We start from the raw sequence: 22,956 nt of genomic DNA on the forward strand, positions 1-22,956 counted from the left end.
AACTACCTAATTCAAGGAGAGAGTCCCGCCGTTTACGGCGGGCGTGAATCCGACACTACATTTCACAAACCACATTCGATGCTTACTCCGGGGTATCTTCCCTGACTTTCTTCTCGCCTTCGAGGAGCAACCCCTTCCACGTCAACCCACGGTGCTTCTTCAGTTCCTTCAACCGCTCGTACTGTTCGTCGTCATCGAACTCGATGCGAACTTCGACCATGTAGTAACACACAAACTACATCTTTATGTGTATTCCGATGAAATCAGTAGTTGATGAAGCGAGCCAACACGTTCGAGGTGATTCCGCAGTCCGACGAGGACGAGGAGTTGCTTCGACGCCTGTTGGACGCTTCTGCCGCTCTCTGGAACGAAATTAACTACGAACGCCGCGAGAACTATGCCGATCCCGACGCCGACGTGTGGGACATCAGCGAGTATCGCGGTCGCTATAGCGGAACACTCGGCGCATCCACGGTTCAGCAAATCGAACGGAAGAACCGCGAAGCGTGGAAGTCGTTCTTCGCGCTCAAGGAAAAGGGCGAAGCCAACGGCAAACCCGGATTTTGGGGAAACGCAGACGAAGGCCGGGAACTCCGCACGTACATCCGCAACACGTCGTACTCGGTCGAGTGGGGCGAATATTCCCGCCTCGAAATCCTCGTCGGCAAAGACCTGAAAGACGAGTACGGGCTTGGACACCGTGAACGCCTCCGACTCGAAGTTCGAGGCGACCCCAGCTGGCAGGAGTACGAGAAGCAGGGTCGGTTGGAGTTGTTCTACGACGAGCAAGCACAATCGTTCAGGGCCTTTCAGCCAGTCACAATTAGCGAAAATCATTCTCGACTGGCACAACCACTGGCTTCGGAAGAAGCCGCTCTGGACATCGGTGCGAACAACCTCGTCGCCTGCACAACCACGACCGGCCAGCAACTTCTGTACGAAGGACGTGATCTGTTCGATAGATTCCGTGAAACAACGCGAGAGATCGCTCGGCTCCAATCGCTCTTGGAGGAAGGTCGATACAGTAGTCACCGCATCCGACGCCTGTACGACCAACGAACCAAGCGACGTGACCACGCCCAAGACGCGCTTGCCCGTGACCTCATCGAACGCCTGTACGACGAAGGCGTTTCAACAGTGTACGTCGGGGCATTAACTGACGTACTCGACACACACTGGTCAGTTGAGACGAACGCCAAGACGCACAACTTCTGGGCGTTTAGAGCGTTCGTGAAGCGACTGGCGTGTACCGCCGAAGAATACGGCATATCGGTGGAGGTACGGTCTGAAGCGTGGACGAGTCAGGAGTGTCCGAACTGCGGTTCGACGGAGGACACGACGCGCCACCGTGACACGCTGACGTGTCCGTGTGGATTCGAAGGCCACGCCGACCTCACAGCGTCAGAGACGTTCCTTCGACGGCAGACGACGGTAACACGGTCGATGGCACGGCCTGTATGCCTCAAGTGGGACGACCACGACTGGTCAGAGTCACCACGCTCAGCTCTCAACGAGGAGCATACGAACCCGCAAGTTGCCTCCGTGGGTCGGTAAGCGATACCCCCAGCGTGAGGAAACCTCGCCGTTCACGGCGAGGAGGATGTCATTGGGGGCTGTTCGGCTTCGCCATCGTCTTCGTGTTCGTCGTGATGGCCCTCTGGGCGCCGGCGGTGAGCCCGGTCGAGGCGCAGCACAACATCTACGAGCCGAACGCCCACGAGTTCGAGTACCTCTCCGAGGACGGGGAGGTCACCTCGACCACACACGTCTTCGCGAACCTTCAGAGCCGCTCCGACGGCCAGACCACGATCGGACCGATGAGCTACGACGACTACGACAGGTGGGCGCCCTTGGGAACGACGAACAGAGGGCAAGACATGATGACACACCTCTCGCACGGCGCCCGAACGTCGCTCGCCATCGCGACAACGGCGATCGGGCTCGGAGCGCTCATCGCGGTCGTCCTCTCGCTCCTGTCGTCGTACTACAAGGGGATCACCGACATCGCGACGGTGATGGCCAGCGACACCATCCAGGCCGTCCCGGCGCTGCTCCTCATCATGCTCGTCTCAGTCGTCTTCCAAGAGGCGAACCATCCGATCGCGCAACCGCTCGACGGCGGACTCCTGTTGGCGCTGATCTTCGCGTTGGCCTACTGGCCGGGGATGTGGCGCTCGATACGTGGCCCCTCGCTGCAGGTGTCTGAACAGGAGTGGGTCGACGCCGCGAAGAGCTACGGCCAGACGCCCTTCCAGACGATGCGAAAACACATGGCACCCTATATCGCCGGCTACATCCTGATCTACGGATCGCTGCTGATCGGCGGCGTGATCATCTCGACCGCCGCGCTGACGTTCCTCGGGCTCGGAATCAATCCGCCGACCCCCGAGTGGGGACGGCTCATCGACGGCGGGCAGTCGTACGTCTCCACGTCCTCGTGGCACGTCGCGACCATTCCCGGGATCGCGATCGTCTTGGTCGTCATCGCGTTCAACGCGCTCGGTGACGCGATCCGCGACGCGATCGATCCGGAGGCCGACGTGGACGAGAGCGAGGCCGCCGCCACCGGGGGTGGTGCGTGATGGCCGCCGACGAGCGGTCCGCGGCCGCGGCCGCGGCGACCGAGGAGAGCCGGAACGACGATCCGCTCATCGACGTTCGGAACCTCCAGACCGCCTTCTTCACCGACAAGGAGACGATCCGCGCCGTCGACGGGATCGACTTCCAGATCGACTCCGGCCAGACGGTCGGCATCGTCGGCGAGAGCGGGAGCGGAAAGAGCGTCACGGCCCGCTCGCTGATGGGGCTGATCGAGTCGCCCGGGCGCGTGCTCCGCGGGAGCAGCGTCCGCTACCGCGACCTCGACGCGGTCCGCGAGTTCGCCGGGACGTTCCCGAAGCGGACGGTCGCGGTCGAGGAGCTCGACGCCCGGTACGACCCCGCCGAGGTGTTCGGAGAGACCGACGCCACGCCGGGTGAGTTCGGCTACGCCGACCCCGCCGACGTGCCGGTGGTCGACGTGGCCGCGGCCGGCTACACCGACGAGGTCGGGATCACGGACGGCGACGAGTGCGTCTTCGTCCTCGACGGCGACGCCGGCTCGCCGGAGTCGATCCGCGACGGGTTCGTCGAGATCACTCGCCTCTCCGGCGAGGCCCAGCGCAAGATGCGCGGCGGCCGGATCGCGATGGTGTTTCAGGACCCGCTGACCAGCCTCAACCCCGTCTACACGGTCGGCAACCAGATCGAGGAGGCGCTGGAGCTTCATCAGGGGCTCTCCGGGAGAGCGGCGACGCAGGAGGCCGCGGAGCTGCTCGAAGCGGTCGGGATCCCGGACGCCCGCCGCCGGGTCAACGAGTACCCGCACCAGTTCTCCGGCGGGATGCGCCAGCGCGCCGTCATCGCGATGGCGCTGGCGTGCGAGCCCGACATGCTGATCTGCGACGAGCCGACCACCGCGCTCGACGTGACGATCCAGGCACAGATCTTGGACCTGATCGCGGAGATTCAGGAGTCGCGGGACGTGGCGGTGATGTTCATCACCCACGACATGGGCGTGATCGCCGACGTCTCCGACCGGGTCAACGTGATGTACGCCGGCGAAATCGTCGAGTCCGCCGACGTGGAGCCGCTGTTCGCGGACCCGAAACACCCGTACACCAACGGGCTCCTCGACTCGATCCCCGGCGGACAGGTCGGCGACAAGCTGTCGACGATCGACGGCAGCGTCCCGACGCCGAACGAGCCGGCGACGTACTGCCGGTTCGCGCCCCGGTGCCCGAAGGCGTTCGACGAGTGCGAGGCGGTCCACCCCGTTCCGACCCCGGTCGACGAGGAGAGCGAGGACCACACGGCCGCGTGCCTGCTGTACCCCGACGACGTTCCGACCGAGGAGGCCGTCGCGCGTCACCGGGGGCGAGACCGACGAGGTGATCGAGAATGAGCCAGCACACAGCTCCGACGACGCCGGACGACGAGGGGAACACCGCGCCCGACACGATGGTACAGGTGCGGGATCTGAAGACGTACTACGAGGGCGGCGGCCTGTTCGACGACCGCCCGGTCAAGGCGGTCGACGGCGTCAGCTTCGACATCCGGCGGGGCGAGACGCTCGGGCTCGTCGGCGAGTCCGGGTGCGGGAAGACCACCCTCGGCCGGACGCTCATCCGGCTCGAGGAGGCGACGGACGGCGAGGTCCTCTTCGACGGCACCGACATCACGGCGCTGCGCGGCGACCAGCTCTACGAGTGGCGTCAGAACGCCCAGATGGTGTTTCAGGACCCCGACTCCAGCCTGAACGACCGGATGACGATCGGCGAGATCATCCGCGAGCCGCTCGACGTTCACGACTGGAAGACGCCCGCCGATCGCCGGAAGCGCGTCAAGTCCCTGCTCGACGAGGTGGGGCTCTCGCCCGAGCACTACTACCGGTACCCGCACCAGTTCTCGGGCGGACAGCGCCAGCGGATCGGCATCGCCCGGACGCTCGCGTTGAACCCCGAGTTCATCGTGCTCGACGAGCCGGTGAGCGCGCTCGACGTCTCGGTGCAGGCGGAGATCATCAACCTCCTCGAAGAGCTTCAGGAGGAGTTCGACCTCACGTACCTGTTCATCGCCCACGACCTCTCGGTCGTCCGGCACATCTGCGACCGGGTCGCGGTGATGTACCTCGGCAACATCATGGAGATCGGGCCGACCGAGGAGCTGTTCACCGATCCGGCGAACCCGTACACCCACGCGCTCCTCTCGGCGATTCCCAAGCCGGACCCCACCGCGAGCCGCGACCGGATCACGCTCCACGGGACGCCGCCGAACCCGCGGTACCCGCCGACGGGCTGTCCGTTCAGCACGCGGTGCCCGGCACGCATCCGCCCCGACGAGCACGAGAACCTCGACGACGAGGTCTGGGACGGGATCAACGGACTCCGCGAGATCATCCGCGAGCGCATGCGCGCCGACCGCTCGATCCGGGAGCGGGTCCGCGAGCGGTTCGGCCTGGAGACCCGCTTCGCCACGATCGACGAGACGTACGACGAGCTGTTCGGCGACCTCTCGGTGCCGGCCCGGGTCGAGCGCGTCCTCGCCGAGGTCACCGACGCCGCGGGCGACCACGAGGAACGGGAGGCGCTCGACCGGCTCAACGCCGAGTTCGGGAGCGCCTGTGACGGCGTCGACCCGGACGGCGGCGACGATCCCGTCGAGCCCGCGTACTACGAGGTGAGCGACAGCGGCCGCCTGAGCTACTGTCACCGCCACGCCGACGAGCACCGGGAGACGGCCGCCGTGATCGACGACCGCAGCTAGCCATGGATGTTTCTCGGCGGCTCTCGAGACGCGCCCGTGCGTGGGCCGACGCGCTCGCGTACGCGCTCGCGGTGGCCGGCGCCGTGACGCTCGGCGCGCTGGCGCTCGCGCTCGCCACCGGCGGAGGGTTCGTCCGGGGGAAGATCCTGACGTTCGTCGCCGGCTGGCTCCTCGTCGGCTACGCCACGGTGCGGCTGTGGCCCACCTCCGTCGACGACCTCGAGGGCCCCTCGGTGAGCGCGCGGGGGACGCGCCTCGAAGGGCTCGTTCGCGGGATCCCGCCGCTCCGGTGGCTCCGGCTCCCGGCGCCGCCGGAGCGGGTTCGCGTCGCCGGGAAGGTGTTCCTCGCGGGCGTCGTGACCCTTGCGGGATCGCTTTTGATGGAGACGGCGTTCGGCGTCGCCTGAACGGCTCGAAAAGAGTTATCTTCCTCCCGTGACCAGTCACACACAGTAATGGACCCCGAGGAGGACGCCCTCGTCCGTCAGCGCCAGCGGTTCGGGGAGGAGCACATCACCGCGTGGGAGCAGACGCTCGAAGAGACCGATCTGCTCGCCGAGGACCGCCGCGAGGACGGCTGGGAGGCGACCGTCGTCATGGTCCCCCACACCGACACGGTCAGCAAGGATATGAAGGACCACGATCGGTTCGGGCTGATACACGTGGTCCCGAACAACTACGCCGACGCGTTCGTCGACGCCTACGACGAGGAGGCGTACACCGAGTACCTCGTGTACGGGGACGCCATCGACGGGGTAATGTACGTCGCCATCGAGCTCATCGACCCGGACGGGAAGCGGTCGATCTTCGTCCCGTGTAAGTACGACATGACGATGTCCGAGGGGATGACGCAGTCCGCCCTCGACGAGGGCGCGCTGTACAGTCACTTCAAGACGATCTCCGGGGAGATTCTCGGCCGCTTCCGGTACGAGGAGTTCCAACCCCTCGTCGCCCCCCCGAACAAGGACAACGTCACGAGCACCACCGGCATCGACGACGTGACCGACGACGGCGACGCCTGACGCGACCGAAGACCGGCGCGACGGCGCTCGCCTATCTCGCTCTTCGCGCCCGTCTCACTCCTCTCGGTCGTCGGTCTCCTCGATGTCTCGCACGGTCCCGACCCCCTTGCTCGACCCCTCCCTGAAGACGAACCGCTGACCCTCCTCGATCAGGTATGGACGGAACTTGAACCGGACCGTCGTCCGCCCGGTGTCGCCGGGGAGGAGCCGCCCGCCCTCGGGCGAGAAGACGGCCGCCTCGGAGACCGTCTCGACGTGGACGACCGGCTCGTACCCGTCCTGTATCCGCGTCGGGTGGTTCAACACCATCACCTCGGCCTCGAACTCGCGGACTGGTTGGGGGTCGCTCCCGCGGGGCACCAAGGCCATTCCGCGCTCGATCTCCGACTCGTCGACGCCCTTCAACGCGATGCCGACGATCCGGCCCGCGGTCGCCTTGTCGACCCGGTGGTAGTGCATCTCGATCGACCTGACTTCGACCTCGCGGAAGGAGCCGTCGGCCATCGGCCCCAAGAGGAGCTCGTCGCCGGCCTCCACGGTGCCGGAGTTGACCGTGCCGGACGCCACCGCGCCGACGCCGGTCACCTTGTAGCTCCGGTCGACGTACAGCCGAAACTCCGCGCGCTCCGGCGTCGCCCGCTTCGGGAGCGTCTCGAACAGCCGGTCGAGGGTTTCGATTCCCTCCTTCGTCACCGCGCTGGTTCGGAGCAGGGGGACGACCCCGTCGCCCACCTCCGCGACCGCCGTGTCGATGCCGTGGCGGTCGACGAGGAGCGGGGTCTGACCGACGTCTCGGAGCATCGACTCCACCTCGCGCTCGACCTCGGCGAGCCGCTCGCCGCTCACGGCGTCCGCCTTCGTGATCGCGACGACCGTCGGCAGCTCGGTCGCGAGCAGGATCCCGAGGTGCTCGCGTGTCGTCTTCGTCGGCCCGTCGTCGGCGGCGACGACGAGGAGCCCGTAGTCGAGCTTCTGGCCGACCAGCCCGCGGATCGTCGTCCGGAGCCACGGCTCGTGGCCGACGGTGTCGACGAACGAGACCAAGCGATCGGCCTCCTCGACGATCCGCGCGCGGTCGGACTTGCGGTGCGGGTTGTCCATCCGAACCGGTTCGTCGCCGTCGTCCTCGAAGCCGTAGACGGCGTACGAGAGATCCGCGGAGAGCCCCCGCTCGACCTCGTGAGGCTGGACGTCGAGGAAGCCGCGCGTGCCGCCCTGTCCGTCGTCGGCTCGACCGGTGACGAGGGTACCGACGAGCGTCGACTTCCCGTGGTCGACGTGGCCGGCCGTGCCGATCACGAGGTGGTCGTCGTCCGTCTCGAACATCCCGCCGTCGCGGAGAGTGGCGAGGCCGACGAGCCCCTCCGAACTGCCGTTTCCGGCGGTCCCGGCGCTCCACGTCTCCACGTCGGCGATGTGGGCGTCCGCCTCGTCGGCCAGAAGCGAGAGCACGTCCATCGTCTCGGAGAAGGCGTCGGGCGAGATTCCGGCCAGGCCGCCGTCGTCGGTGACACCGAGGACGTAGGTGGCCTCGCCGTCGCCGGAGAGCACGCGGTGGCGGAGCTGGGCCACGAGCGACTCCATCCGCCCCTCCGCTAAGTGGACCTCGCGTGTCAGCCGCTCCTTGAACTCGATTTCGCCGCTGTCCCGTTCGCCGCGCTCGATGGCCCGCCGGAGGGCGGACCGGTCAGCGCTCATACCCGCTCGTAGGCGACAGCCGGGCTTAACGGTTTTCGTGCGATAAGTCCCCACGTCACGTGATCGGTACCGAGCGATGGGGAGCGGGCGGGAGCGATCCGGACCGCTCCCGCTCGTCCCGCCCGCGGACCCGCGACGCACCTTTTAAGCGATCACCGGAAGGAACGGGTGTATGGACACATCGGTCCCCAGCGTCGCCGAACGGCGCGTTCACGTCGCGCCGCTCGGCCACGAGCGCGACCGGATCGTCGAGCCCCTCCGCCGCCACGGCGCGGACGTGGTGTACCTGCTCGCGGACGTCCCCGGCCGCGAGGCCCCTCGCGGCGCCGTCGACTTCGAGACGGCCGGGGCCGAAGACCCGGCGGACACCCGGGTCGACCTCGACCGACTCACCGACTACCAGCGCGACGCGTGGGCCGCGGCCGCCGAGTTCGCGTCGGTCCGCGCGCTCCCCGTCGAACTCGCCGACGTGTACGACGTGCTCGGCGTGACGACGACGGTCGCGGCCCGCCACGGCGCCGGCGAGGACAACGGCGACCGCCTGTTCGCCAACGTCTCGACCGGCCCGCGGATCGCGGCGGTCGGCGTCGCGATGGCGTGTATGATCGTTGGCGCCCGCCCCTACAGCGTCGAACCCGAGCGCCACCGTCACGACGTGCGCGAGGAGCCGCTCACCGAGGGCGTCGAGCGCACCGTCGACCTCCCCTTATACCCGATGGACGCGCCGACGGCCGATCAGGTCGCGGTGCTCGGCCGGCTCCGCGAGCGCGACGACGACAACGTGACAACCGACAAGTGGAACCTGATCGAGTGGGCCCGCGAGCGCGACCTCTCGTTCCTCCGCGAGGCGGGCGCGAGTCGGACGGCGAAGTACCGCGCGCTGGAGACGCACGTGCTCTCGCCGCTCCGCGACCGCGGCTACGTCGAGTTGGAGGACGTGGGGCGTTCCGACACCGTCCGACTCACGGAAACCGGCCGCCGGGTCTTCTTCGCGTTCCAGCACAAGCTCGGCGAGGAGTGAGCGCGGTACGCGCGACGCGGTTCGTCGGGGCTGATCGGATTGTTCGGCCTATCCGGACTATACACGGCTAACGTAGAAACGGCAAACACCCCTCGATTCGAGTGCGTGACGCCCGCCGGGCGGTCGCGGTGCCCTCCCTGCCCTCCACCCTCTGCCCTCCCTCTCGCCCACCGGCCGTCGCCGGTCTCCCCCCGGCGGCGGTCCCCGCTGACGCCGCCGCGACCGCCCCGCGGACCGTCACGAAACGGCGGCTTCGCCGTCGTTCCCGTTTCTGAACGATCGATAGCTCCCGCTGGCGTTCACGATCGCGGTCACGCGCTCGACGCATATCGCTCGCGGCACAGAAGGCGACGATCGCTCCGATCGCGTCCACGGTCACGTCCGTCTGCCGGTTCACTCCCGGGCGGCGTCCCTCTCGGTCTCTCGACTCACTCCTCGGTCAGATCGACGTACGTGCGGCGGACGGTCACGGGCGTCACGTCGGCGGCGTCGGCGGCCTCCTGCTGGGTGCACTCCGCGTCCAGCTCGCGGGCCGCGGCGTACAGGCAGGCGGCGGCGACGCCGACCGGGTTGCGGCCGTTCGCGATCCCCTCCTCGACGGCGCGCTCGGCTAGCTCGCCGGCGCGGTGCTCCACGCCGGCGTCGCAGTCGAGGTCGCTCGCGAACCGCGGCAGGTACTCGGCGGGGCCGGTCGGCGCGATCGGCAGGCCGAGCTCGCGGTTCATCGCGTCGAAGGCGGCTCGGTGTTCGGCCTCGGTCGCCTTCGCCTCGGCGCAGATCTCGCCGACGGTGCGGGCCACGTCGGCGGTGCGGCAGGCGACGTACACGCACGCGGCCGCGAATCCCTCCAGCGAGCGCCCCCGGAGCAGGCTCTCGTCCTGCGCGGAGTCGAACAGCGCGCAGGCGGCGTCACGGACGCTGTCGGGCAGCCCGAAGACGCCGGTGAGCCGTCGGATTTCGGTGTACGCGTACACCTTGTTGCGGTCGCGCTTCGTCGAGATCCGCGCGCGGTTGTGCTGGGTCCGCATCCTGGCGAGCCGCCGGCGCTTGCGGCCCTTGACCTTCGTCGAGCGGCCGATCTCCGTCGAGAGCCCGCGGTCGTGCCGCGAGCGCGTCAACGGGGCGCCGGTGCGCTTGGGGTTCGTGTCGTCGTCGTCGAACGACCGCCACTCGGGACCGTGGTCGATCCGGTCGGCCTCGACGACGAGCCCGCAGTCGGTACAGACGCGCTCCGCGGCGTCGACGCGCGTCCGACCGCCGCACTCCGGACAGGTCTCGTGGGCGGCGGCCTCGTCGGTGGCCGCGGTCTCGGTGGTAGCCGCGGTCTCACCGGCGTCGACGGTCGCGGCGCGGTCCGCGGTCGTAGCGCAGTCAGTACCGGCGGCGCGGTCCGCGGTCGCGGCGTCGTCGGTTTCGGCGCGGGGCGAACGGGTCCGGGTCGAGCGTGCCTCACTCATCACACGTCGAACTCGGGCCCGATACCTTACTTAAACCCGGGAGAAATCGGGGCCGATCGGCGGGATCGGCGCGCTCGAACCGACCGATAACCGATCGGTGCTCTCCGGCTTTACCACGCCGCAGTACGGTGGTTTTAACCTACCGAGCCCACCATCGGTTCGCATGACGCTGTCGGAGATCGCGGACGGCCTCGAAGTGACCGCGAGCCAGCGCGACCGGGGTGTCGCCGTCGCGGACGACACGGAGACCCCGCTCGTCGATCGACTCGCGGAGCACGCGGACGACCTCCCGTGCACGCCGGAGGCGACGGCGACGCTCGTCGACGCCTACACCGCCGGGCGGAGCGTCGGCGACGCCGCCCGCGAGGCCGGCGTGACGCCGATGACGGGCGCGAAGGCCCTCCACCGCTGCGGCGTCGAGGGCGTCTGTCCGCTCGCGACGACCCGCCGCGACGTGGTCCGCGACTGGTTAGACGGCCGGATCGCGCGCAGCGAGGCGGTCGCGCTCGCCGGCGGCGACGAGGCGGACTTCGCGCTGGCGACGTACGTCGAGACGCACGATTCGCCCTCCGCGATCGCCGAGGCGGTCGACGCCCACGTCGCCGGTTCAGCCCCGCTCGGCGGCGGCGATTCCGCCGGATCCGCCGGCTCGGCCGGTTCCACCGGCGGCGACGACGATGCACTCGGCGGTGCGCTCGGGTCGCCCGACGGGCTTCGCTGAGCGGCTCGCCCTCTTCGGCTCGCTTTTCTTCGCTCTTCCTCGCTTTCGCTCAGGGCGTCAACCGATCGACCAGACCCGGCTCCTCGAACTCGACCTCGACCGTCGTGTCGAAGGCGTCCTCGAACGCCGCCGCGACGGCGCTCGCATATGGCCCGTCCCCCGTCACCGCCGTCGGCGCGCCGGCGACTGCGGGATCGGTCGAGGGGAGACGAACGCTCGCGCCGTCCTCGGTGTCGCCTCCGGCGGCACCTTTCCCGCTGCCGCTCCGCGCCACCGCGATCGACCGGTCCAGTCCGGCACCCACGTCGGCGACGCGGCCGCGGAGCCGCTGGAGGGCGTCGCGTCCGTGCGTCGTCGCCGGGAACACCGCCGCCGTCCGGTCGGCGGTCGTGACTCCCGCGACCGCCTCGTTCGAGCCGACCGGCGCGGCGTCGACGATCACGGCGTCGTAGCTCGTCGCGGCCTCGTCGATCCGGCGTTCGAGCTTCCGGGCCGCCTCCGCGGTCTTCGCCCGCGCGACGCGCTCGAAGGGCGCGCGAGCGGGGAGCGCGTCGGCGCGGCCGGGGAGGTCCGGAGCGTCGCCGCCGTCGCCGGAGCCGGCGCTCCCCGTGTGTCCGTCTCCCACAGCGATCGGGTACGTCGCCGCCGACAGCGACGCGCCGGTCTCGTCGGTCACGAGTGTCGTGAGGTCGGTTCCGATCCGGCCCGACACGTACTCGGAGAGCCCCTGCGTCGTGAACGCGGCGTCGACGACGGCCACGTCGCGACCGTCGCGCGCGCCGAGCGCCGCCAGTTCGACCGCGGTTCGCGTCGTCCCCGCGCCGCCGGTCGCCCCGACGAGCGCGAGCGTCGTCGCCTGCATGCGCTCGGCTACTCGGGGTTTCGCTGTTAACCCTGTCGCACGCCGGTCGCCGAGCGGCGACCGGTCAGTCCGTCGCGGCCGGCTCGCCCCCCGACCGCTACTCGGCGATCGCTTCGGCGACGGCGTCCACCTCGTCGTCGGAGAGGTCGGGCCGGTCGCCGCCGACCGCGTGGAGGGGCGCGCCGCCGTCGCCCTCGAACCGTGGGATGATGTGGACGTGGACGTGCGGGACCTCTTGGCCGGCCGCCTCGCCGTCGTTGATCCCGACGTTGGCGCCGTCGGCGCCGACGACCGACTGGACGCGCGGCGTGAGCTCCGTCACGGCCGCGAAGAGGTCGCTCGCGAGTTCGTCGTTGAGGTCCCCAACGTGTTGGGCGTGCGCCTTCGGGATCACGAGGGTATGGCCGCGCGCGAGCGGGTTAGCGTCGAGGAACGCCAGCACGCTATCGGTCTCGTGGACGGTCCGGGCCGGGATGTCGCCGTCGACGATCGAACAGAAGATGCAGTCTGCGGACATACGCGAGGTGTCGTCGCGGCGACTCATCAAGGTTTCCCGGGGCGTTACTCCTCACCCTCGTTCCCGTCTCCGTCCTCGTCCCCGCGGACGGTCCCGCCGACGACGAGCGCGGCTCCGATGATCACGAGGTTCTTCACGATGTACTGCCCCTCGACGGTCAGCTCGTGGGGGAACGTGGCGAACACGACCTCCGGGAGCAACACGACCGGGAGGAATGTCCCCGGCATCTGAAGGAACAGGAGCAGAATCCCGACCCGGATCAGCGGCCGGTACAGCAGGCACAGTCCGATGAGGACCTCCCAGACGCCCAGAATCGGGACGAACACCTCCGCCGGCACCACGTACACCGTCGCGGCGACGAGCTCCGCCGCCGGGCTCCCGCCGATCACCTTCAGCCCGCCGAACCAGACGAAGACAACCCCGAGCGCGACCCGGAGCGCCGGGATTCCGAACCGGTCCATCCGCCGCGTGATCTCGCGGTCGACGCGGTCGAACCGCTCTCGGGCCGCACTGAGCCCGTCCGAGTCCGTCGAGTCGCCGTCGGCGGTCTGTGGTGTCGACATGATCGCTCGTGGCTCCTTCGGGCCAGAGACGCAAAAACCCTCGATGGGGGCGCTGATACCGCGAAATTATGAGATTCGTTCGTGACTGATTCTCGACCCGGACCGTTCGCGGCCGTCACCTCGTCGGAGCGCCGGGCCGCAGTGCAGGTGTCACGCCTCGGCGTCGGGGAACGGCACCTCGATCAGGTCGCCGTCGTCGGGGAGGAGACACTCGCCGTCGAACGCCTCCCGGGCGTCCCGCAGGATCGGCGAGGCGTCCGCGGCGTACCGCGAGGAGACGTGCACCAGCGCGAGCCGTTTCGCATCGGCGCGGTCGGCGACCGAGCCGGCCTCCCGGCCGGTCGAGTGGGCGGTGTCGCGGGCGCGGTCTTCCATGTCGTCGGCGAAGGTGGCGTCGTGGACGAGCAGGTCGGCGTCTTCCGCGGTCTCGACCGTTTTCTCCCGCGGGCGGGTGTCGGCGGTGTAGACGAACTTCCGACCGGGTCGCGGCGGCCCGACCACCTGATCGGGCTCGACGGTCGACCCGTCCTCGGCCTCGACCGGTTCGCCCTCGTGGAGCCGCCCGAACTTCGGGCCGACCGGGACGCCGAGCTCCTCCGCCTTCGGGCGGTCGAACCGCCCGGGGCGGTCGTCCTCTTCCAGCACGTACCCCTGCGAGACGGTCCGGTGGACCGTCTCGAACGCACGGACCTCGTAGCCGTCGGCGTCGAGCGCGACCGCGCCGGGTGCGACCTCGTCGATCCGGATCTCGAACGCGGGGTCGTGGCCGACCGCGTGTACGAGATCGTGGAGGTCGTCAGCGGTCCCCGGCGGGCAGTGGATCGTCAGCGGGTCCGCTCGGTCGTTGAAGCCGAGCGTCTGGACCAGTCCGGGGATCCCGAGGACGTGGTCGCCGTGGAGGTGCGAGACGAATAGGTGGTCGATCCCGAACCCGGTGCCGAACCGCATCATGCCGCGCTGCGTGCCCTCGCCGCAGTCGAACAGCAGGCGGTCGCCCTCGCGGTTGACGAACAGTGCGCTCGGCGCGCGCTCGGTGGTCGGGACGGCGCCGCCCGTCCCGAGGAAGGTGACGCGAAGGGACATACACGAGTGTCGGAGCGGCGTTTGTAAACCGGTATCGATGACGCCGCCGGTCGCCACGGCTCGCCAGCGACACCGACATGTGTCCGCCGGCCCGAACTGGACCGTGCACGACTCGATCGCCGCGCTGGTCGAACAGGAGGGGTGGCGCGCCGAGGGCGACGCGGCGCGCGTCCACTACGACGGCGGGGGCGACCGGTTCGCGGTGGAGTTCTACGCGGACGCCGAGCGCGTCCTCTACTGGACGGTTCCGGCCGCCGGTTCCGACGCGGCCGCCGAACCGGACGCGAGCGCCGCCACGGCCGCCCCCGTTCCCCGCGAGCGGATCCCGGACCCGCTCCGGCGACGCATCCGCGAGGACCTCGACGCCGCTGGCGCCGACCCGGATCTGGAGCGCCGCGACGTCTGATCGCGTGTCCCCCGATCCCCCGTTCTAGCGCCCGTTACCGGTGATTTCCGCCGGTGTATCCCGGTTCGAAGGAAACCCATTTGCCGCCCGATACGATAGGATGCAGTAATGAGTAGCGCCGAGTGGGAGGACGACGACCCCTTCGAGGAACAGCGGGACAAGATCGAGAACCCGATGAAACGGCTGTTCCTCGCGTACGGTCGCGACTACCTCCCCCAGGTCTCTGTCGGCATCCTCGCCAGCGTCTTCGCGCGGCTGCTCGACCTCCTCCCGCCGCTGATGCTCGGGATCGCTATCGACGCCGTGTTCTACGAGGACGCCCTGTTCAGCGAGCAGATCCCGCTCGTCGTCCTCCCGGACGCGTGGCTCCCGACGGGACAGGAGGCGCAGTTCTGGTTCACCATCGCCGTCATCGGTGGCGCGTTCGGCATCGGCGCCGGGTTCCACTGGATCCGCAACTGGGGGTTCAATGCCTTCGCGCAGCACATCCAGCACGACGTTCGGACCGACACCTACGACAAGATGCAGCGGCTCAACATGGAGTTCTTCTCCGACAAGCAGACCGGCGAGATGATGTCTATCCTCTCGAACGACGTGAACCGGCTCGAACGGTTCTTAAACGATGGGATGAACTCCCTGTTCCGGCTGTCCGTGATGGTCGTCGGCATCGGCGCGCTCCTCTTTTGGATCAACTGGCAGCTCGCCCTCGTCGCGCTCCTCCCGGTCCCGATCATCGGCGGGTTCACCTACCTCTTCATCAAGACGATCCAGCCGAAGTACGCCGAGGTGCGCTCGTCGGTCGGGAAGATGAACTCCCGGCTCGAGAACAACCTCGGCGGCATTCAGGTGATCAAGTCGTCGAACACCGAGCCGTACGAGTCCGACCGCGTCGACGACGTGTCGATGGACTACTTCGACGCCAACTGGGACGCGATCACGACCCGCATCAAGTTCTTCCCCGCGCTCCGCGTGCTCGCCGGCATCGGCTTCGTGATCACGTTCGTCATCGGCGGGCTCTGGGTGTTTCAGGACACCCCGCCGGGGCCGTTCACCGGCGACCTCTCGGTCGGGATGTTCGTCGTCTTCATCCTCTACACCCAGCGGTTCATCTGGCCGATGGCGCAGTTCGGGCAAATCATCAACATGTACCAACGCGCCCGCGCCTCCTCCGCGCGGATCTTCGGGCTGATGGACGAACCGTCGCGGCTCGCCGAGGACCCGGACGCCGAGGACCTGACCATCGGTGACGGCGACGTGGTCTACGACGACGTGAGCTTCGGCTACGACGAGGAGACCATTGTCTCCGACGTCGACTTCGCGGTCGAGGGCGGCGAGACGCTCGCCCTCGTCGGTCCGACCGGTGCTGGGAAGTCCACCGTCCTCAAACTCCTGCTCCGGATGTACGACGTCGACGAGGGTTCGATCCGGATCGACGGGCAGGACGTGCGCGACGTGACGCTGAAGTCGCTCCGCCGGTCGATCGGCTACGTCGGGCAGTCGTCGTACCTGTTCTACGGGACCGTCCGCGAGAACATCACCTACGGTACCTTCGAGGCGACGGACGAGGAGGTCCGCGAGGCCGCACGGGCCGCCGAGGCCCACGAGTTCATCGAGAACCTTCCGGACGGCTACGACACGATGGTCGGCGAGCGCGGCGTGAAGCTCTCGGGGGGCCAGCGCCAGCGCGTCACCATCGCGCGGGCGGTGCTGAAAGACCCGGACCTCCTCATTCTCGACGAGGCGACCTCGGACGTGGACACCGAGACGGAGATGCTGATCCAGCGCTCGCTCGACCGGCTCACGGCCGACCGCACCACCTTTGCGATCGCGCACCGGCTCTCGACGATCAAGGACGCCGACACGATCCTCGTGTTGGAGGGCGGCGAGGTCGTCGAGCGCGGCAGTCACGCCGCGCTGCTCGACAACGGCGGGCTGTACGCGCACCTCTGGGGCGTGCAGGCCGGCGAGATCGACGAGCTCCCGCAGGAGTTCATCGACCGCGCGCAGGAGCGCACCGCGCGCATGATCGAGGACGCCGAAAGCGACGACGACTGAGGCGCCGATGGCGACGACAACTGAGGAGGTATCAAGCGCGGTGGGCTACTCCGACAGCCGGCTCCAGTCGCCCGCTCGGTCGATCTCCGGCGCGTCGCGGTCGTCGCTCTTCCCCTCCACCGGCTCGCCGTGATACCCGATCACCGCGTCGTCGTCGAGTCCGCCGAGGATCGCGTCCCGGACCTCCCACGGCTCGGCGAACGTGGTCGTCTCACACTCCTGCAGCGCCGACTCCAGCCGCCGCCCGCCCGCCGCGGTCTCCAGCTCGAACCCCCCGTACTGCTCGATCAGTTCGCCGGTCGACACCGGATACTGATGCTCGCGGAGCGCCCGCTTCAACGGCCCGAACGTGACCCCATACGCCCGGGCTTGGTTCTCGTTGTCAGTGCCCATGGATGGGCTCTCGTCGCCCGTCGGATTAATTCCCCCGCTCGGTCGGAACGCGTTCCGTCGCGCCGGCGCGCTCGGACCGAGCGCGTTCGACCCGCCTCCCGGCCCGACCGCGGACCGTCGCTTATACGACGCGTCCCGCCGACGACCCGGTATGCGACTCGCGGACGCAACCTGGACCGACGTGCGAGACGCCGACGTCGACGTCGCGTTCGTCCCCGTCGGTAGCACCGAACAGCACGGCCCCCACGCGCCGCTCGGGACCGACACGCTTGACGCGGTCGCGGTCGCGGAGGCGGGCGCGGCGGCGTACGAGGCGGCGGGCGAACCGTCCGCCGACGCCGACGCCGCGGGCGAAGCCGCCGTCGCCCCGCCGATCCCCGTCGGCGTCGCCGAGGAGCACCGCGCGTTCGACGGGACGATGTGGGTCTCGCCGGACACCTTCCGCGCGTACGTCCGCGAGGCGGCCGAGTCGCTGCCGGCCCACGGGATCGATCGGATCATCTTCGCCAACGGCCACGGCGGCAACGTGGCGGCGCTCGCGGAGGTCGCCCGCCAGTTCTCGCGCGACGACGCCCACGACGGCTACGCGGTCGCGTTCACGTGGTTCGAGGCGGTCGGCGAGCACGCCGGCGACATGGGCCACGCCGGCCCGCTGGAGACGGCGCTGCTACGCGCGACGAACCCGGCGCTCGTCCGCGAGGACCGGATCGGGGCTGCCCGCGAGGGCGCCGCGGACCGGTGGGGCGAGTGGGTCTCCGGGGTGAACCTCGCGCACGACTCCGACGAGTTCACCGACAACGGCGTCGTGGGCGACCCGAGCGCGGGCGACGCCGAGCGCGGCGAGGAGCTCTTAGACCTCGCGAGCGACGCGCTCGCGGAGCTGGCGGCGGCGGTCGTCGAGCGGGAGTCTGTTTAAAAGGGACAGGGGCGACGTCGAGCGCGGCTACTCCTCGTCTTCTTCGCTCTCGTCCGCTTCGTCCGCCTCGCTTTTGTCCGCCTCCGCCGCGTCCTGCAGGGCGCCGCGGATCGCGGGGACGGTGCCGGTGAGCGAGCCGACCTCCTCGGCGGCGGCCTCGATGTCGCCGACGAGCGACTCCAGCTCCTCGATCTCCGCTTTTAAATCGTCGGCGTCCTCGAAGGCGTCGGCGCGCTCGCCGAGCACGTACGCCTTCTTCGCCGAGCGGACGCTCTCGACCGCGTCCCCCACGTCGAGGGCGGACTTCAGTCCGTTGAGCGCGCCGAGCACGTTGTCCGCGTCCGTCTCCCACACCGCGTCGGCGTCGGGAAGCTCCGCGCGCGCGGCCTGCAGGTGCTCGCGGACCTCGGCACGGGTCTCCTCGGCGGCCTCGCCGAACAGGTCGTCGTCGTCGAACGTGGACTGGGCCATACCCGAGTCGTCGTGCCGGCGCCTTTTAAAAACGCGCCCGAAAGCGGAAGTGAAACCCGAGCCGACGCGGCGTCTGCGGTCCGGTTCGGTGACCCCGGACGTTCAGTTCCGCTCTGGAAGAGACCGGACCGCAGTCGATCACAGCCGACCGACGAGTTCCAACGTGAACAACCCGACCAGCAGGCCGAGCACGCCGGCCAGCAGCGCCAGCGTCCGGAGCCACCGCCCCACGCGCTCGGCGCTCGGCGTCGCGGTCAGCAGCGCGGGTCGCCCGGAGGTGTTCGTTTTGGCGTCGGTCACGGGTACGGGATCGGCGGCGCGTCACGTAAAACCGACTATGAGGTCCGTATAGGCGCTCGTACGGCGCTGTACGGCTATATAGTACTGTGAGATCGCTGCCGGCTCACACTGTGAGATCGCTGCCGGCTCACACTGTGAGATCGCTGCCGGCTCACACGCCGTTCCGCGGCGGGTTCACGCGTGATTCCACGGCGCCTCCTCGAAGTCGACGATCCGCTCGCCGCGGTCGAGCGCGTCGATCCGCGCGATCTCGTCGGCGGTCAGGTCGATCTCGCGGGCCGCCCAGTTGTCCTCGACGTGATCGAAGTCGGCGGCCTTCGGGATCGGGGCGACGCGCTCCTTCGAGAGCAGCCACGCGAGGCTCACCTGCGCCGGGGTCGCGTCGTGGTTCGTAGCGATCTCCTTTAAGACGTCCACGTCGGCGACGCGGTTGCGCGCGATCGGCGAGTAGGCGACGAGCCAGTGGTCGTGTTCGGCGGCGCGCTCGCGCAGCGCCTCCTGTTGGAGCAGCGGGTGACACTCCACCTGATGCGCGAACACGTCGTGATCCAGCCGCTCGACGGCCTCGTCGAGCTGGTCGGGTCGGAAGTTCGAGAGTCCGATTCGGTCGACTACTCCTTCGTCGACGAGGTCGTCGAGCGCGGGTAGCGTCTGCTCGGGGTCGTAGGTGTTAATCGGCCAGTGGACGTACAGCAGGTCGATCGAGTCGACGCCGAGCCGGTCGCGGCTCACCCGTGCGGTCGCGGTCGCGTCGTCGTACGAGAGGTTGTCCGTCGAGAGCTTCGTCGCGACGAACAGGTCGTCGCGGTCGGCGTCGGTCCGGTCGATCCCCGCCGATACCGACGCCTCGTTGTCGTACCCCTGCGCGGTGTCGATATGCCGGTACCCCGTCTCGATCGCGTGGGCGACGCCGGTGACGCACTCCTCGCCGTCCGCCAGCTTGTACGTCCCGTACCCGAGCCTGTCGAAGGCGTTCGCCATGTCTTCCCACGCGGGCGGCGGCGCCCTCAACGTACCGGTCCCGAGCGGCTCGCACCCCCCGAGAATCCTGTGTCATTTTTAAACCCTCCCGTGGACTCAGAGACGTATGTCAACGAAAGAAGTCGCGCTGCGAAGCACGATCGGTGGCGTTTCGGTGGAAGGGAAGCTTCACACGCTCAGCGTCTGGTTCATCCTCGCGCTGCGGCTGATGATCGGGCTCGCGTTCTTCCAGAGCGGCCTCGACAAGGTTCTCAGCGGCGAGTTTAGCGCCGCGGGATACCTCCAGAACGCGCCCGCGGCAAACGGTAGCCCGGCCGCTGGTCTGTTCGCCGCGATGGGCGAGAACGCGATGTTCGTCGACTTCGTGAACGTCGCGGTGCCGTGGGGCGAGGTCCTCATCGGGCTCGGCGTTATCGTCGGACTCCTCACGCGGCTCGCCGCCTTCTGGGGCGCGTTCATGATGCTCCTCTTCTACCTCGGAAACTGGGACATCTCGCACGGCTACATCAACGGCGACTTCGCGTACATGCTCGTCTTCCTCTCGGTCGCCGCCTTCGGCGCCGGCCGGATCCTCGGACTCGACTCGATCGTCGAAGGGTACGAGGTCGGCGGGCAGCCCCTCGTCGAGCGGTACCCGTGGACGCGATACCTCCTTGGGTGAGATGCCCTCCGCTTCCACGCTAACGACGGTCTCAGCGGACGAACTCCGTTATCATCACTAATATTCGGGTGGCAGTTATTATGCCGGTACGGTCCCTGCCAACCAATACACTATGCAAGAGGGATCGTCCTCCGGCATCCGGTCCAGTTACGGCGCGAAGCTCGCGTTGTCACTGATCGGGGTCATGGGGGTCTCAGTTTCATACGGGGTCATCGTCTACCTCCGCGCGGAGGAGGCCGGGGCCGCGGGCGCAGCGGTGCGCTCCGGGCTCGTCGGGATGACGCTGTTGACGGTGATCGGGCTCGCGCTCATCGGCGTCACCGTCGGATCGAACACGATCATCTCCCTGCGACAGCTCACTGATAAGGCCGAGCGGATGGCCGAGGGGGATCTCGACGTGCGGCTGGAGACGGGACGAACCGACGAGATCGGGCGGCTGTTTCAGGCGTTCGACGCCATGCGGTCGTCGCTCCGGTCCGAGATCGACGACGCCGAGGAGGCCCGCGAGGAGGCGGAGCGGGCGCGACGCGAGGCGACGGAACGCGCCGAGACGGTCGAGCGCAAGGCAACCGAGTACGAGTCGGCGATGCGCGCGCTCGCGGACGGAGACCTGACCCAGCGCGTCGATCCCGAGGGCGACAACGACGCGATGGCACGGGTCGGCGCCGCGTTCAACGAGATGGCCGACGAGCTGGAGGGGACGGTCGCCTCTGTCGCGACCGTCGCCGAGGACACCGCCGACGTGGCCGGTACCGTCGACGACCGCACGGAGGACCTGCGGGCGACGACCGGGACCGTGAGCGACGCGGTCGAGGAGATCGCCGAGGGCGCTCGCACCCAGCGCGACGACCTACAGGGGGCGACTGACGAGGCCGAGAACCTCGCGTCCTCGGCCGAGGAGGTCGCGTCCACCGTCACGGACGTGGCGGAGACCGCCGAACACGCCGCCGCGGTCGGCGAGGAGGGCCGCGAGGCCGCCGAGGAGGCGCTCGCGGAGATGGACGCGGTCGAGGAGACGACCGCGGAGACGACCGCGGAGGTCGAGGCGCTCGCCGAGGAGGTCGAGGAGATCGGCGAGGTCGTCGACACAATCTCGGAGATCGCCGAGCAGACGAACCTGCTCGCGCTGAACGCCTCCATCGAGGCGGCCCGCTCCGGCGCCGACGGTGCCGGTTTCGCGGTCGTCGCCGAGGAGGTGAAGGCGCTGGCCGAGGAGACGCAGAAATCGGCGAGCGAGATCGAAGCCCGGATCCACTCCGTGCAGGAGCGCGCGGAGACGGGCGCCGACGCGATGGCGCGCACCGAACAGCGGATCTCCGCCGGCGTCGAGACGGTCGAGACCTCGATCGACGCCCTCGAACGCCTCGCGGAGGCCTCCGAGCGGACCGACACGAGCATGACCGAGATCACCCGAGCGACCGAGACGCAGGCCGACTCCGTCGACGCGGTGGTCGGGCACGTCGAGGACGTCTCCGCGATCAGCGCACAGACCGCGAGCGCGGCCGGCGACGTGACCGGCGCGGTCGACGAACAGGAACGGACGCTCGGCGCGGTCGAGACCGCGGCCGGGTCGCTCTCGGACCGCGCGCTCGCGCTGCGCGACGCGGTCGACGACTTCGAGTTCGCGGCCGACGACGGCCTCGGCGCCGCGTCCGGCGCCGCGGGCGACGGGGACGGCGGCAACGCTACCACCGCGGTCTCCGACGGGGGGACCGACGACGGCTCCTTCGACTTCCCGGACGGGGAGGGGGTGAACTGAGATGCTCGTCGACACCGCCGTCTGGGCGTGGATCGGCGTGCTCGCGATGGGCGCCGGCACGATCCCCCCGCTGTGGGCGTGGGTCTCTCGGTCGTCGGAGACCGGCGAGTCGCACGCCGTCTACTACGCGACGCTCGCCGGGGTCACCGGCATCGCGGCGGTCGCGTACCTCCTGATGGCGCTCGGGTTCGGCAGCGTCTCGCTGTCGGCCGGAGAGCTCGATATCGCTCGGTACGTCGACTGGCTCCTGACGACGCCGCTCCTCCTCCTCTACCTCGGGCTGCTCGCCCGGCCGTCCCGGCGCGTGCTCGCCGGGCTGATCGGGGTCGACGTGGTGATCATCGCCGGCGGCATCACCGCCGCCGCCACCAGCGGGACGGTCTCGTGGGTCGCCTTCGGCGTCGCCGGGGTCGCGTACCTCGGGCTCGTCTACGGCCTGCTCGTCTCGCTCCCGCGGTCGGCCTCGGCGGAGGGGGATCGGGTCCGGGCCGTCTTCGGCACGCTCCGGAACATCACGGTGGTGCTGTGGACGCTGTACCCGGTCGTGTGGCTGCTCGCGCCCACCGGCTTCGGCCTGCTGACGCCGGCGACGGAGATGCTCGTGTTCGTCTACCTCGACGTCGTCTCGAAGGTGGGCTTCGTCGTCGTCGCGGTCGCGGGCGCCGACGCGCTCGACCGCCTCGGCGACCGAGACGAATTCGTCTCCCCGAACGCCGCGGATCCGAGCGCTGAAGAGCACACGACCGTCCTCGGCGACGACTGAGCC

24 protein-coding genes and 1 pseudogene are annotated in these 22,956 nt (G+C 69.1%); 14 read left to right on the plus strand and 11 right to left on the minus strand.

The annotated features are described in order from the left end of the window. Nucleotides 1-82: 82 nt before the first annotated feature. The gene (locus ACP96_RS19250; RefSeq protein WP_013440500.1) at nucleotides 83-220 is read right to left on the minus strand and encodes a hypothetical protein; all 138 of its coding nucleotides are present in this window, start codon (nucleotides 218-220) and stop codon (nucleotides 83-85) included. 53 nt (nucleotides 221-273) lie between these two features. Between ACP96_RS19250 and ACP96_RS11835 the strand changes: the two genes are divergently transcribed. The 6 genes and pseudogenes from ACP96_RS11835 to ACP96_RS11860 all read left to right on the plus strand — a co-directional run bounded on the left by ACP96_RS11835 (nucleotide 274) and on the right by ACP96_RS11860 (nucleotide 6,326). Beyond that, nucleotides 274-1,554: an IS200/IS605 family transposase gene (locus ACP96_RS11835; RefSeq protein ID WP_050023096.1), complete on the plus strand. Its 1,281-nt coding sequence runs from the start codon at nucleotides 274-276 to the stop codon at nucleotides 1,552-1,554. A gap of 50 nt (nucleotides 1,555-1,604) precedes the next feature. Beyond that, a pseudogene (locus ACP96_RS11840) lies at nucleotides 1,605-2,582 on the plus strand (ABC transporter permease); the annotation flags it as partial. Next, entirely contained in the window at nucleotides 2,582-3,943 is a 1,362-nt protein-coding gene (locus ACP96_RS11845) for an ABC transporter ATP-binding protein (protein WP_050033455.1), read from the plus strand. The pseudogene ACP96_RS11840 and the gene ACP96_RS11845, both read left to right, overlap by 1 nt. Further along, nucleotides 3,940-5,304: an ABC transporter ATP-binding protein gene (locus ACP96_RS11850; protein WP_050033456.1), complete on the plus strand. Its 1,365-nt coding sequence runs from the start codon at nucleotides 3,940-3,942 to the stop codon at nucleotides 5,302-5,304. Before ACP96_RS11845 ends, ACP96_RS11850 begins: the two co-directional genes overlap by 4 nt. 2 nt (nucleotides 5,305-5,306) lie before the next feature. Further along, nucleotides 5,307-5,711: a DUF7555 family protein gene (locus ACP96_RS11855; protein WP_050033457.1), complete on the plus strand. Its 405-nt coding sequence runs from the start codon at nucleotides 5,307-5,309 to the stop codon at nucleotides 5,709-5,711. Nucleotides 5,712-5,759: 48 nt separating this feature from the next. After that, the gene (locus ACP96_RS11860) at nucleotides 5,760-6,326 is read left to right on the plus strand and encodes a DUF7529 family protein (RefSeq protein WP_050027162.1); all 567 of its coding nucleotides are present in this window, start codon (nucleotides 5,760-5,762) and stop codon (nucleotides 6,324-6,326) included. A 54-nt stretch (nucleotides 6,327-6,380) separates the two neighbouring features. Here ACP96_RS11860 and ACP96_RS11865 read toward each other — a convergent pair whose 3' ends face one another. After that, entirely contained in the window at nucleotides 6,381-8,024 is a 1,644-nt protein-coding gene (locus tag ACP96_RS11865; RefSeq protein WP_050033458.1) for a GTPBP1 family GTP-binding protein, read from the minus strand. A gap of 172 nt (nucleotides 8,025-8,196) precedes the next feature. On the opposite strand from ACP96_RS11865, the gene ACP96_RS11870 reads away from it, so the two are divergent. Then, nucleotides 8,197-9,045, plus strand: a complete 849-nt coding sequence (locus ACP96_RS11870) for an HFX_2341 family transcriptional regulator domain-containing protein (RefSeq protein ID WP_050033459.1) — start codon at nucleotides 8,197-8,199, stop codon at nucleotides 9,043-9,045. A 428-nt stretch (nucleotides 9,046-9,473) separates the two neighbouring features. Here ACP96_RS11870 and ACP96_RS11875 read toward each other — a convergent pair whose 3' ends face one another. Beyond that, nucleotides 9,474-10,502, minus strand: a complete 1,029-nt coding sequence (locus ACP96_RS11875; protein WP_050033460.1) for a transcription initiation factor IIB — start codon at nucleotides 10,500-10,502, stop codon at nucleotides 9,474-9,476. 163 nt (nucleotides 10,503-10,665) lie between these two features. Between ACP96_RS11875 and ACP96_RS11880 the strand changes: the two genes are divergently transcribed. Continuing rightward, nucleotides 10,666-11,223 (plus strand): DUF7858 family protein, encoded by a 558-nt coding sequence (locus tag ACP96_RS11880; protein WP_050033461.1) that lies wholly within the window; start codon nucleotides 10,666-10,668, stop codon nucleotides 11,221-11,223. A 49-nt stretch (nucleotides 11,224-11,272) separates the two neighbouring features. Here the strand turns inward: ACP96_RS11880 and ACP96_RS11885 are convergent, their stop codons facing one another. The 4 genes from ACP96_RS11885 to rnz all read right to left on the minus strand — a co-directional run bounded on the left by ACP96_RS11885 (nucleotide 11,273) and on the right by rnz (nucleotide 14,248). Next, entirely contained in the window at nucleotides 11,273-12,085 is an 813-nt protein-coding gene (locus ACP96_RS11885; RefSeq protein ID WP_050033462.1) for a cell division inhibitor, read from the minus strand. A gap of 97 nt (nucleotides 12,086-12,182) precedes the next feature. Further along, a complete protein-coding gene (locus ACP96_RS11890) occupies nucleotides 12,183-12,602 on the minus strand; it encodes an HIT family protein (protein WP_050026197.1) in 420 nt (139 codons plus the stop codon). A gap of 44 nt (nucleotides 12,603-12,646) precedes the next feature. Then, nucleotides 12,647-13,165, minus strand: coding sequence for a DoxX family protein (locus ACP96_RS11895; protein WP_050026193.1), 519 nt, complete (start codon nucleotides 13,163-13,165; stop codon nucleotides 12,647-12,649). A 150-nt stretch (nucleotides 13,166-13,315) separates the two neighbouring features. Next, entirely contained in the window at nucleotides 13,316-14,248 is a 933-nt protein-coding gene (rnz, locus tag ACP96_RS11900; protein WP_050026191.1) for a ribonuclease Z, read from the minus strand. Nucleotides 14,249-14,351: 103 nt separating this feature from the next. Between rnz and ACP96_RS11905 the strand changes: the two genes are divergently transcribed. Beyond that, nucleotides 14,352-14,654, plus strand: coding sequence for a DUF7538 family protein (locus ACP96_RS11905; protein WP_050026196.1), 303 nt, complete (start codon nucleotides 14,352-14,354; stop codon nucleotides 14,652-14,654). 108 nt (nucleotides 14,655-14,762) lie between these two features. Beyond that, nucleotides 14,763-16,709 carry an ABC transporter ATP-binding protein gene (locus ACP96_RS11910; RefSeq protein ID WP_050033463.1) on the plus strand — a complete coding sequence of 649 codons (1,947 nt, stop codon included), beginning with the start codon at nucleotides 14,763-14,765 and terminating at the stop codon, nucleotides 16,707-16,709. A 45-nt stretch (nucleotides 16,710-16,754) separates the two neighbouring features. Here ACP96_RS11910 and ACP96_RS11915 read toward each other — a convergent pair whose 3' ends face one another. Beyond that, nucleotides 16,755-17,102 (minus strand): DUF5789 family protein, encoded by a 348-nt coding sequence (locus ACP96_RS11915; RefSeq protein WP_050026189.1) that lies wholly within the window; start codon nucleotides 17,100-17,102, stop codon nucleotides 16,755-16,757. Nucleotides 17,103-17,253: 151 nt separating this feature from the next. Here ACP96_RS11915 and ACP96_RS11920 point away from each other — a divergent pair, with 151 nt between their 5' ends. Further along, nucleotides 17,254-18,018 carry a creatininase family protein gene (locus ACP96_RS11920; RefSeq protein ID WP_050033539.1) on the plus strand — a complete coding sequence of 255 codons (765 nt, stop codon included), beginning with the start codon at nucleotides 17,254-17,256 and terminating at the stop codon, nucleotides 18,016-18,018. A 27-nt stretch (nucleotides 18,019-18,045) separates the two neighbouring features. Here the strand turns inward: ACP96_RS11920 and ACP96_RS11925 are convergent, their stop codons facing one another. The 3 genes from ACP96_RS11925 to ACP96_RS11930 form a co-directional block, all read right to left on the minus strand. Beyond that, a complete protein-coding gene (locus ACP96_RS11925; RefSeq protein ID WP_050033464.1) occupies nucleotides 18,046-18,489 on the minus strand; it encodes a DUF5790 family protein in 444 nt (147 codons plus the stop codon). Between the two features lie 138 nt (nucleotides 18,490-18,627). Further along, complete coding sequence (locus tag ACP96_RS18715) at nucleotides 18,628-18,789, minus strand: hypothetical protein (protein WP_154020463.1); 162 nt, start codon at nucleotides 18,787-18,789, stop codon at nucleotides 18,628-18,630. A 174-nt stretch (nucleotides 18,790-18,963) separates the two neighbouring features. Beyond that, on the minus strand, nucleotides 18,964-19,770 hold the full coding sequence (locus ACP96_RS11930) for an aldo/keto reductase (protein ID WP_050033465.1): 807 nt from the start codon (nucleotides 19,768-19,770) through the stop codon (nucleotides 18,964-18,966). 106 nt (nucleotides 19,771-19,876) lie between these two features. On the opposite strand from ACP96_RS11930, the gene ACP96_RS11935 reads away from it, so the two are divergent. The 3 genes from ACP96_RS11935 to ACP96_RS11945 all read left to right on the plus strand — a co-directional run bounded on the left by ACP96_RS11935 (nucleotide 19,877) and on the right by ACP96_RS11945 (nucleotide 22,953). Then, entirely contained in the window at nucleotides 19,877-20,431 is a 555-nt protein-coding gene (locus ACP96_RS11935; RefSeq protein WP_050026187.1) for a DoxX family protein, read from the plus strand. A 112-nt stretch (nucleotides 20,432-20,543) separates the two neighbouring features. Beyond that, nucleotides 20,544-22,190, plus strand: a complete 1,647-nt coding sequence (locus ACP96_RS11940; protein WP_050033466.1) for a methyl-accepting chemotaxis protein — start codon at nucleotides 20,544-20,546, stop codon at nucleotides 22,188-22,190. Between the two features lies 1 nt (nucleotide 22,191). Beyond that, entirely contained in the window at nucleotides 22,192-22,953 is a 762-nt protein-coding gene (locus ACP96_RS11945) for a bacteriorhodopsin (RefSeq protein WP_050026185.1), read from the plus strand. Nucleotides 22,954-22,956: the final 3 nt, after the last annotated feature.

This window comes from Halorubrum halophilum (genome assembly GCF_000739595.1).
In the GTDB taxonomy this organism is placed as follows: Archaea; Halobacteriota; Halobacteria; order Halobacteriales; family Haloferacaceae; genus Halorubrum; species Halorubrum halophilum.

Excerpts from the sequence above, each read along its gene's own strand:
- ACP96_RS11855 (WP_050033457.1), top strand. The coding sequence starts at position 5,307 with ATGGATGTTTCTCGGCGGCTCTCGAGACGCGCCCGTGCGTGGGCCGAC.
- ACP96_RS11865 (WP_050033458.1), bottom strand. The coding sequence starts at position 8,024 with ATGAGCGCTGACCGGTCCGCCCTCCGGCGGGCCATCGAGCGCGGCGAA.
- ACP96_RS11930 (WP_050033465.1), bottom strand. The coding sequence starts at position 19,770 with ATGGCGAACGCCTTCGACAGGCTCGGGTACGGGACGTACAAGCTGGCG.
- ACP96_RS11885 (WP_050033462.1), bottom strand. The coding sequence starts at position 12,085 with ATGCAGGCGACGACGCTCGCGCTCGTCGGGGCGACCGGCGGCGCGGGG.
- ACP96_RS11920 (WP_050033539.1), top strand. The coding sequence starts at position 17,254 with ATGCGACTCGCGGACGCAACCTGGACCGACGTGCGAGACGCCGACGTC.
- ACP96_RS11845 (WP_050033455.1), top strand. The coding sequence starts at position 2,582 with ATGGCCGCCGACGAGCGGTCCGCGGCCGCGGCCGCGGCGACCGAGGAG.
- ACP96_RS11915 (WP_050026189.1), bottom strand. The coding sequence starts at position 17,102 with ATGGGCACTGACAACGAGAACCAAGCCCGGGCGTATGGGGTCACGTTC.
- ACP96_RS19250 (WP_013440500.1), bottom strand. The coding sequence starts at position 220 with ATGGTCGAAGTTCGCATCGAGTTCGATGACGACGAACAGTACGAGCGG.
- ACP96_RS11940 (WP_050033466.1), top strand. The coding sequence starts at position 20,544 with ATGCAAGAGGGATCGTCCTCCGGCATCCGGTCCAGTTACGGCGCGAAG.
- ACP96_RS11880 (WP_050033461.1), top strand. The coding sequence starts at position 10,666 with ATGACGCTGTCGGAGATCGCGGACGGCCTCGAAGTGACCGCGAGCCAG.
- rnz (WP_050026191.1), bottom strand. The coding sequence starts at position 14,248 with ATGTCCCTTCGCGTCACCTTCCTCGGGACGGGCGGCGCCGTCCCGACC.
- ACP96_RS11850 (WP_050033456.1), top strand. The coding sequence starts at position 3,940 with ATGAGCCAGCACACAGCTCCGACGACGCCGGACGACGAGGGGAACACC.
- ACP96_RS11870 (WP_050033459.1), top strand. The coding sequence starts at position 8,197 with ATGGACACATCGGTCCCCAGCGTCGCCGAACGGCGCGTTCACGTCGCG.
- ACP96_RS11860 (WP_050027162.1), top strand. The coding sequence starts at position 5,760 with ATGGACCCCGAGGAGGACGCCCTCGTCCGTCAGCGCCAGCGGTTCGGG.
- ACP96_RS11945 (WP_050026185.1), top strand. The coding sequence starts at position 22,192 with ATGCTCGTCGACACCGCCGTCTGGGCGTGGATCGGCGTGCTCGCGATG.
- ACP96_RS11835 (WP_050023096.1), top strand. The coding sequence starts at position 274 with ATGAAGCGAGCCAACACGTTCGAGGTGATTCCGCAGTCCGACGAGGAC.
- ACP96_RS11895 (WP_050026193.1), bottom strand. The coding sequence starts at position 13,165 with ATGTCGACACCACAGACCGCCGACGGCGACTCGACGGACTCGGACGGG.
- ACP96_RS11935 (WP_050026187.1), top strand. The coding sequence starts at position 19,877 with ATGTCAACGAAAGAAGTCGCGCTGCGAAGCACGATCGGTGGCGTTTCG.
- ACP96_RS11910 (WP_050033463.1), top strand. The coding sequence starts at position 14,763 with ATGAGTAGCGCCGAGTGGGAGGACGACGACCCCTTCGAGGAACAGCGG.
- ACP96_RS11890 (WP_050026197.1), bottom strand. The coding sequence starts at position 12,602 with ATGTCCGCAGACTGCATCTTCTGTTCGATCGTCGACGGCGACATCCCG.
- ACP96_RS11875 (WP_050033460.1), bottom strand. The coding sequence starts at position 10,502 with ATGAGTGAGGCACGCTCGACCCGGACCCGTTCGCCCCGCGCCGAAACC.
- ACP96_RS11925 (WP_050033464.1), bottom strand. The coding sequence starts at position 18,489 with ATGGCCCAGTCCACGTTCGACGACGACGACCTGTTCGGCGAGGCCGCC.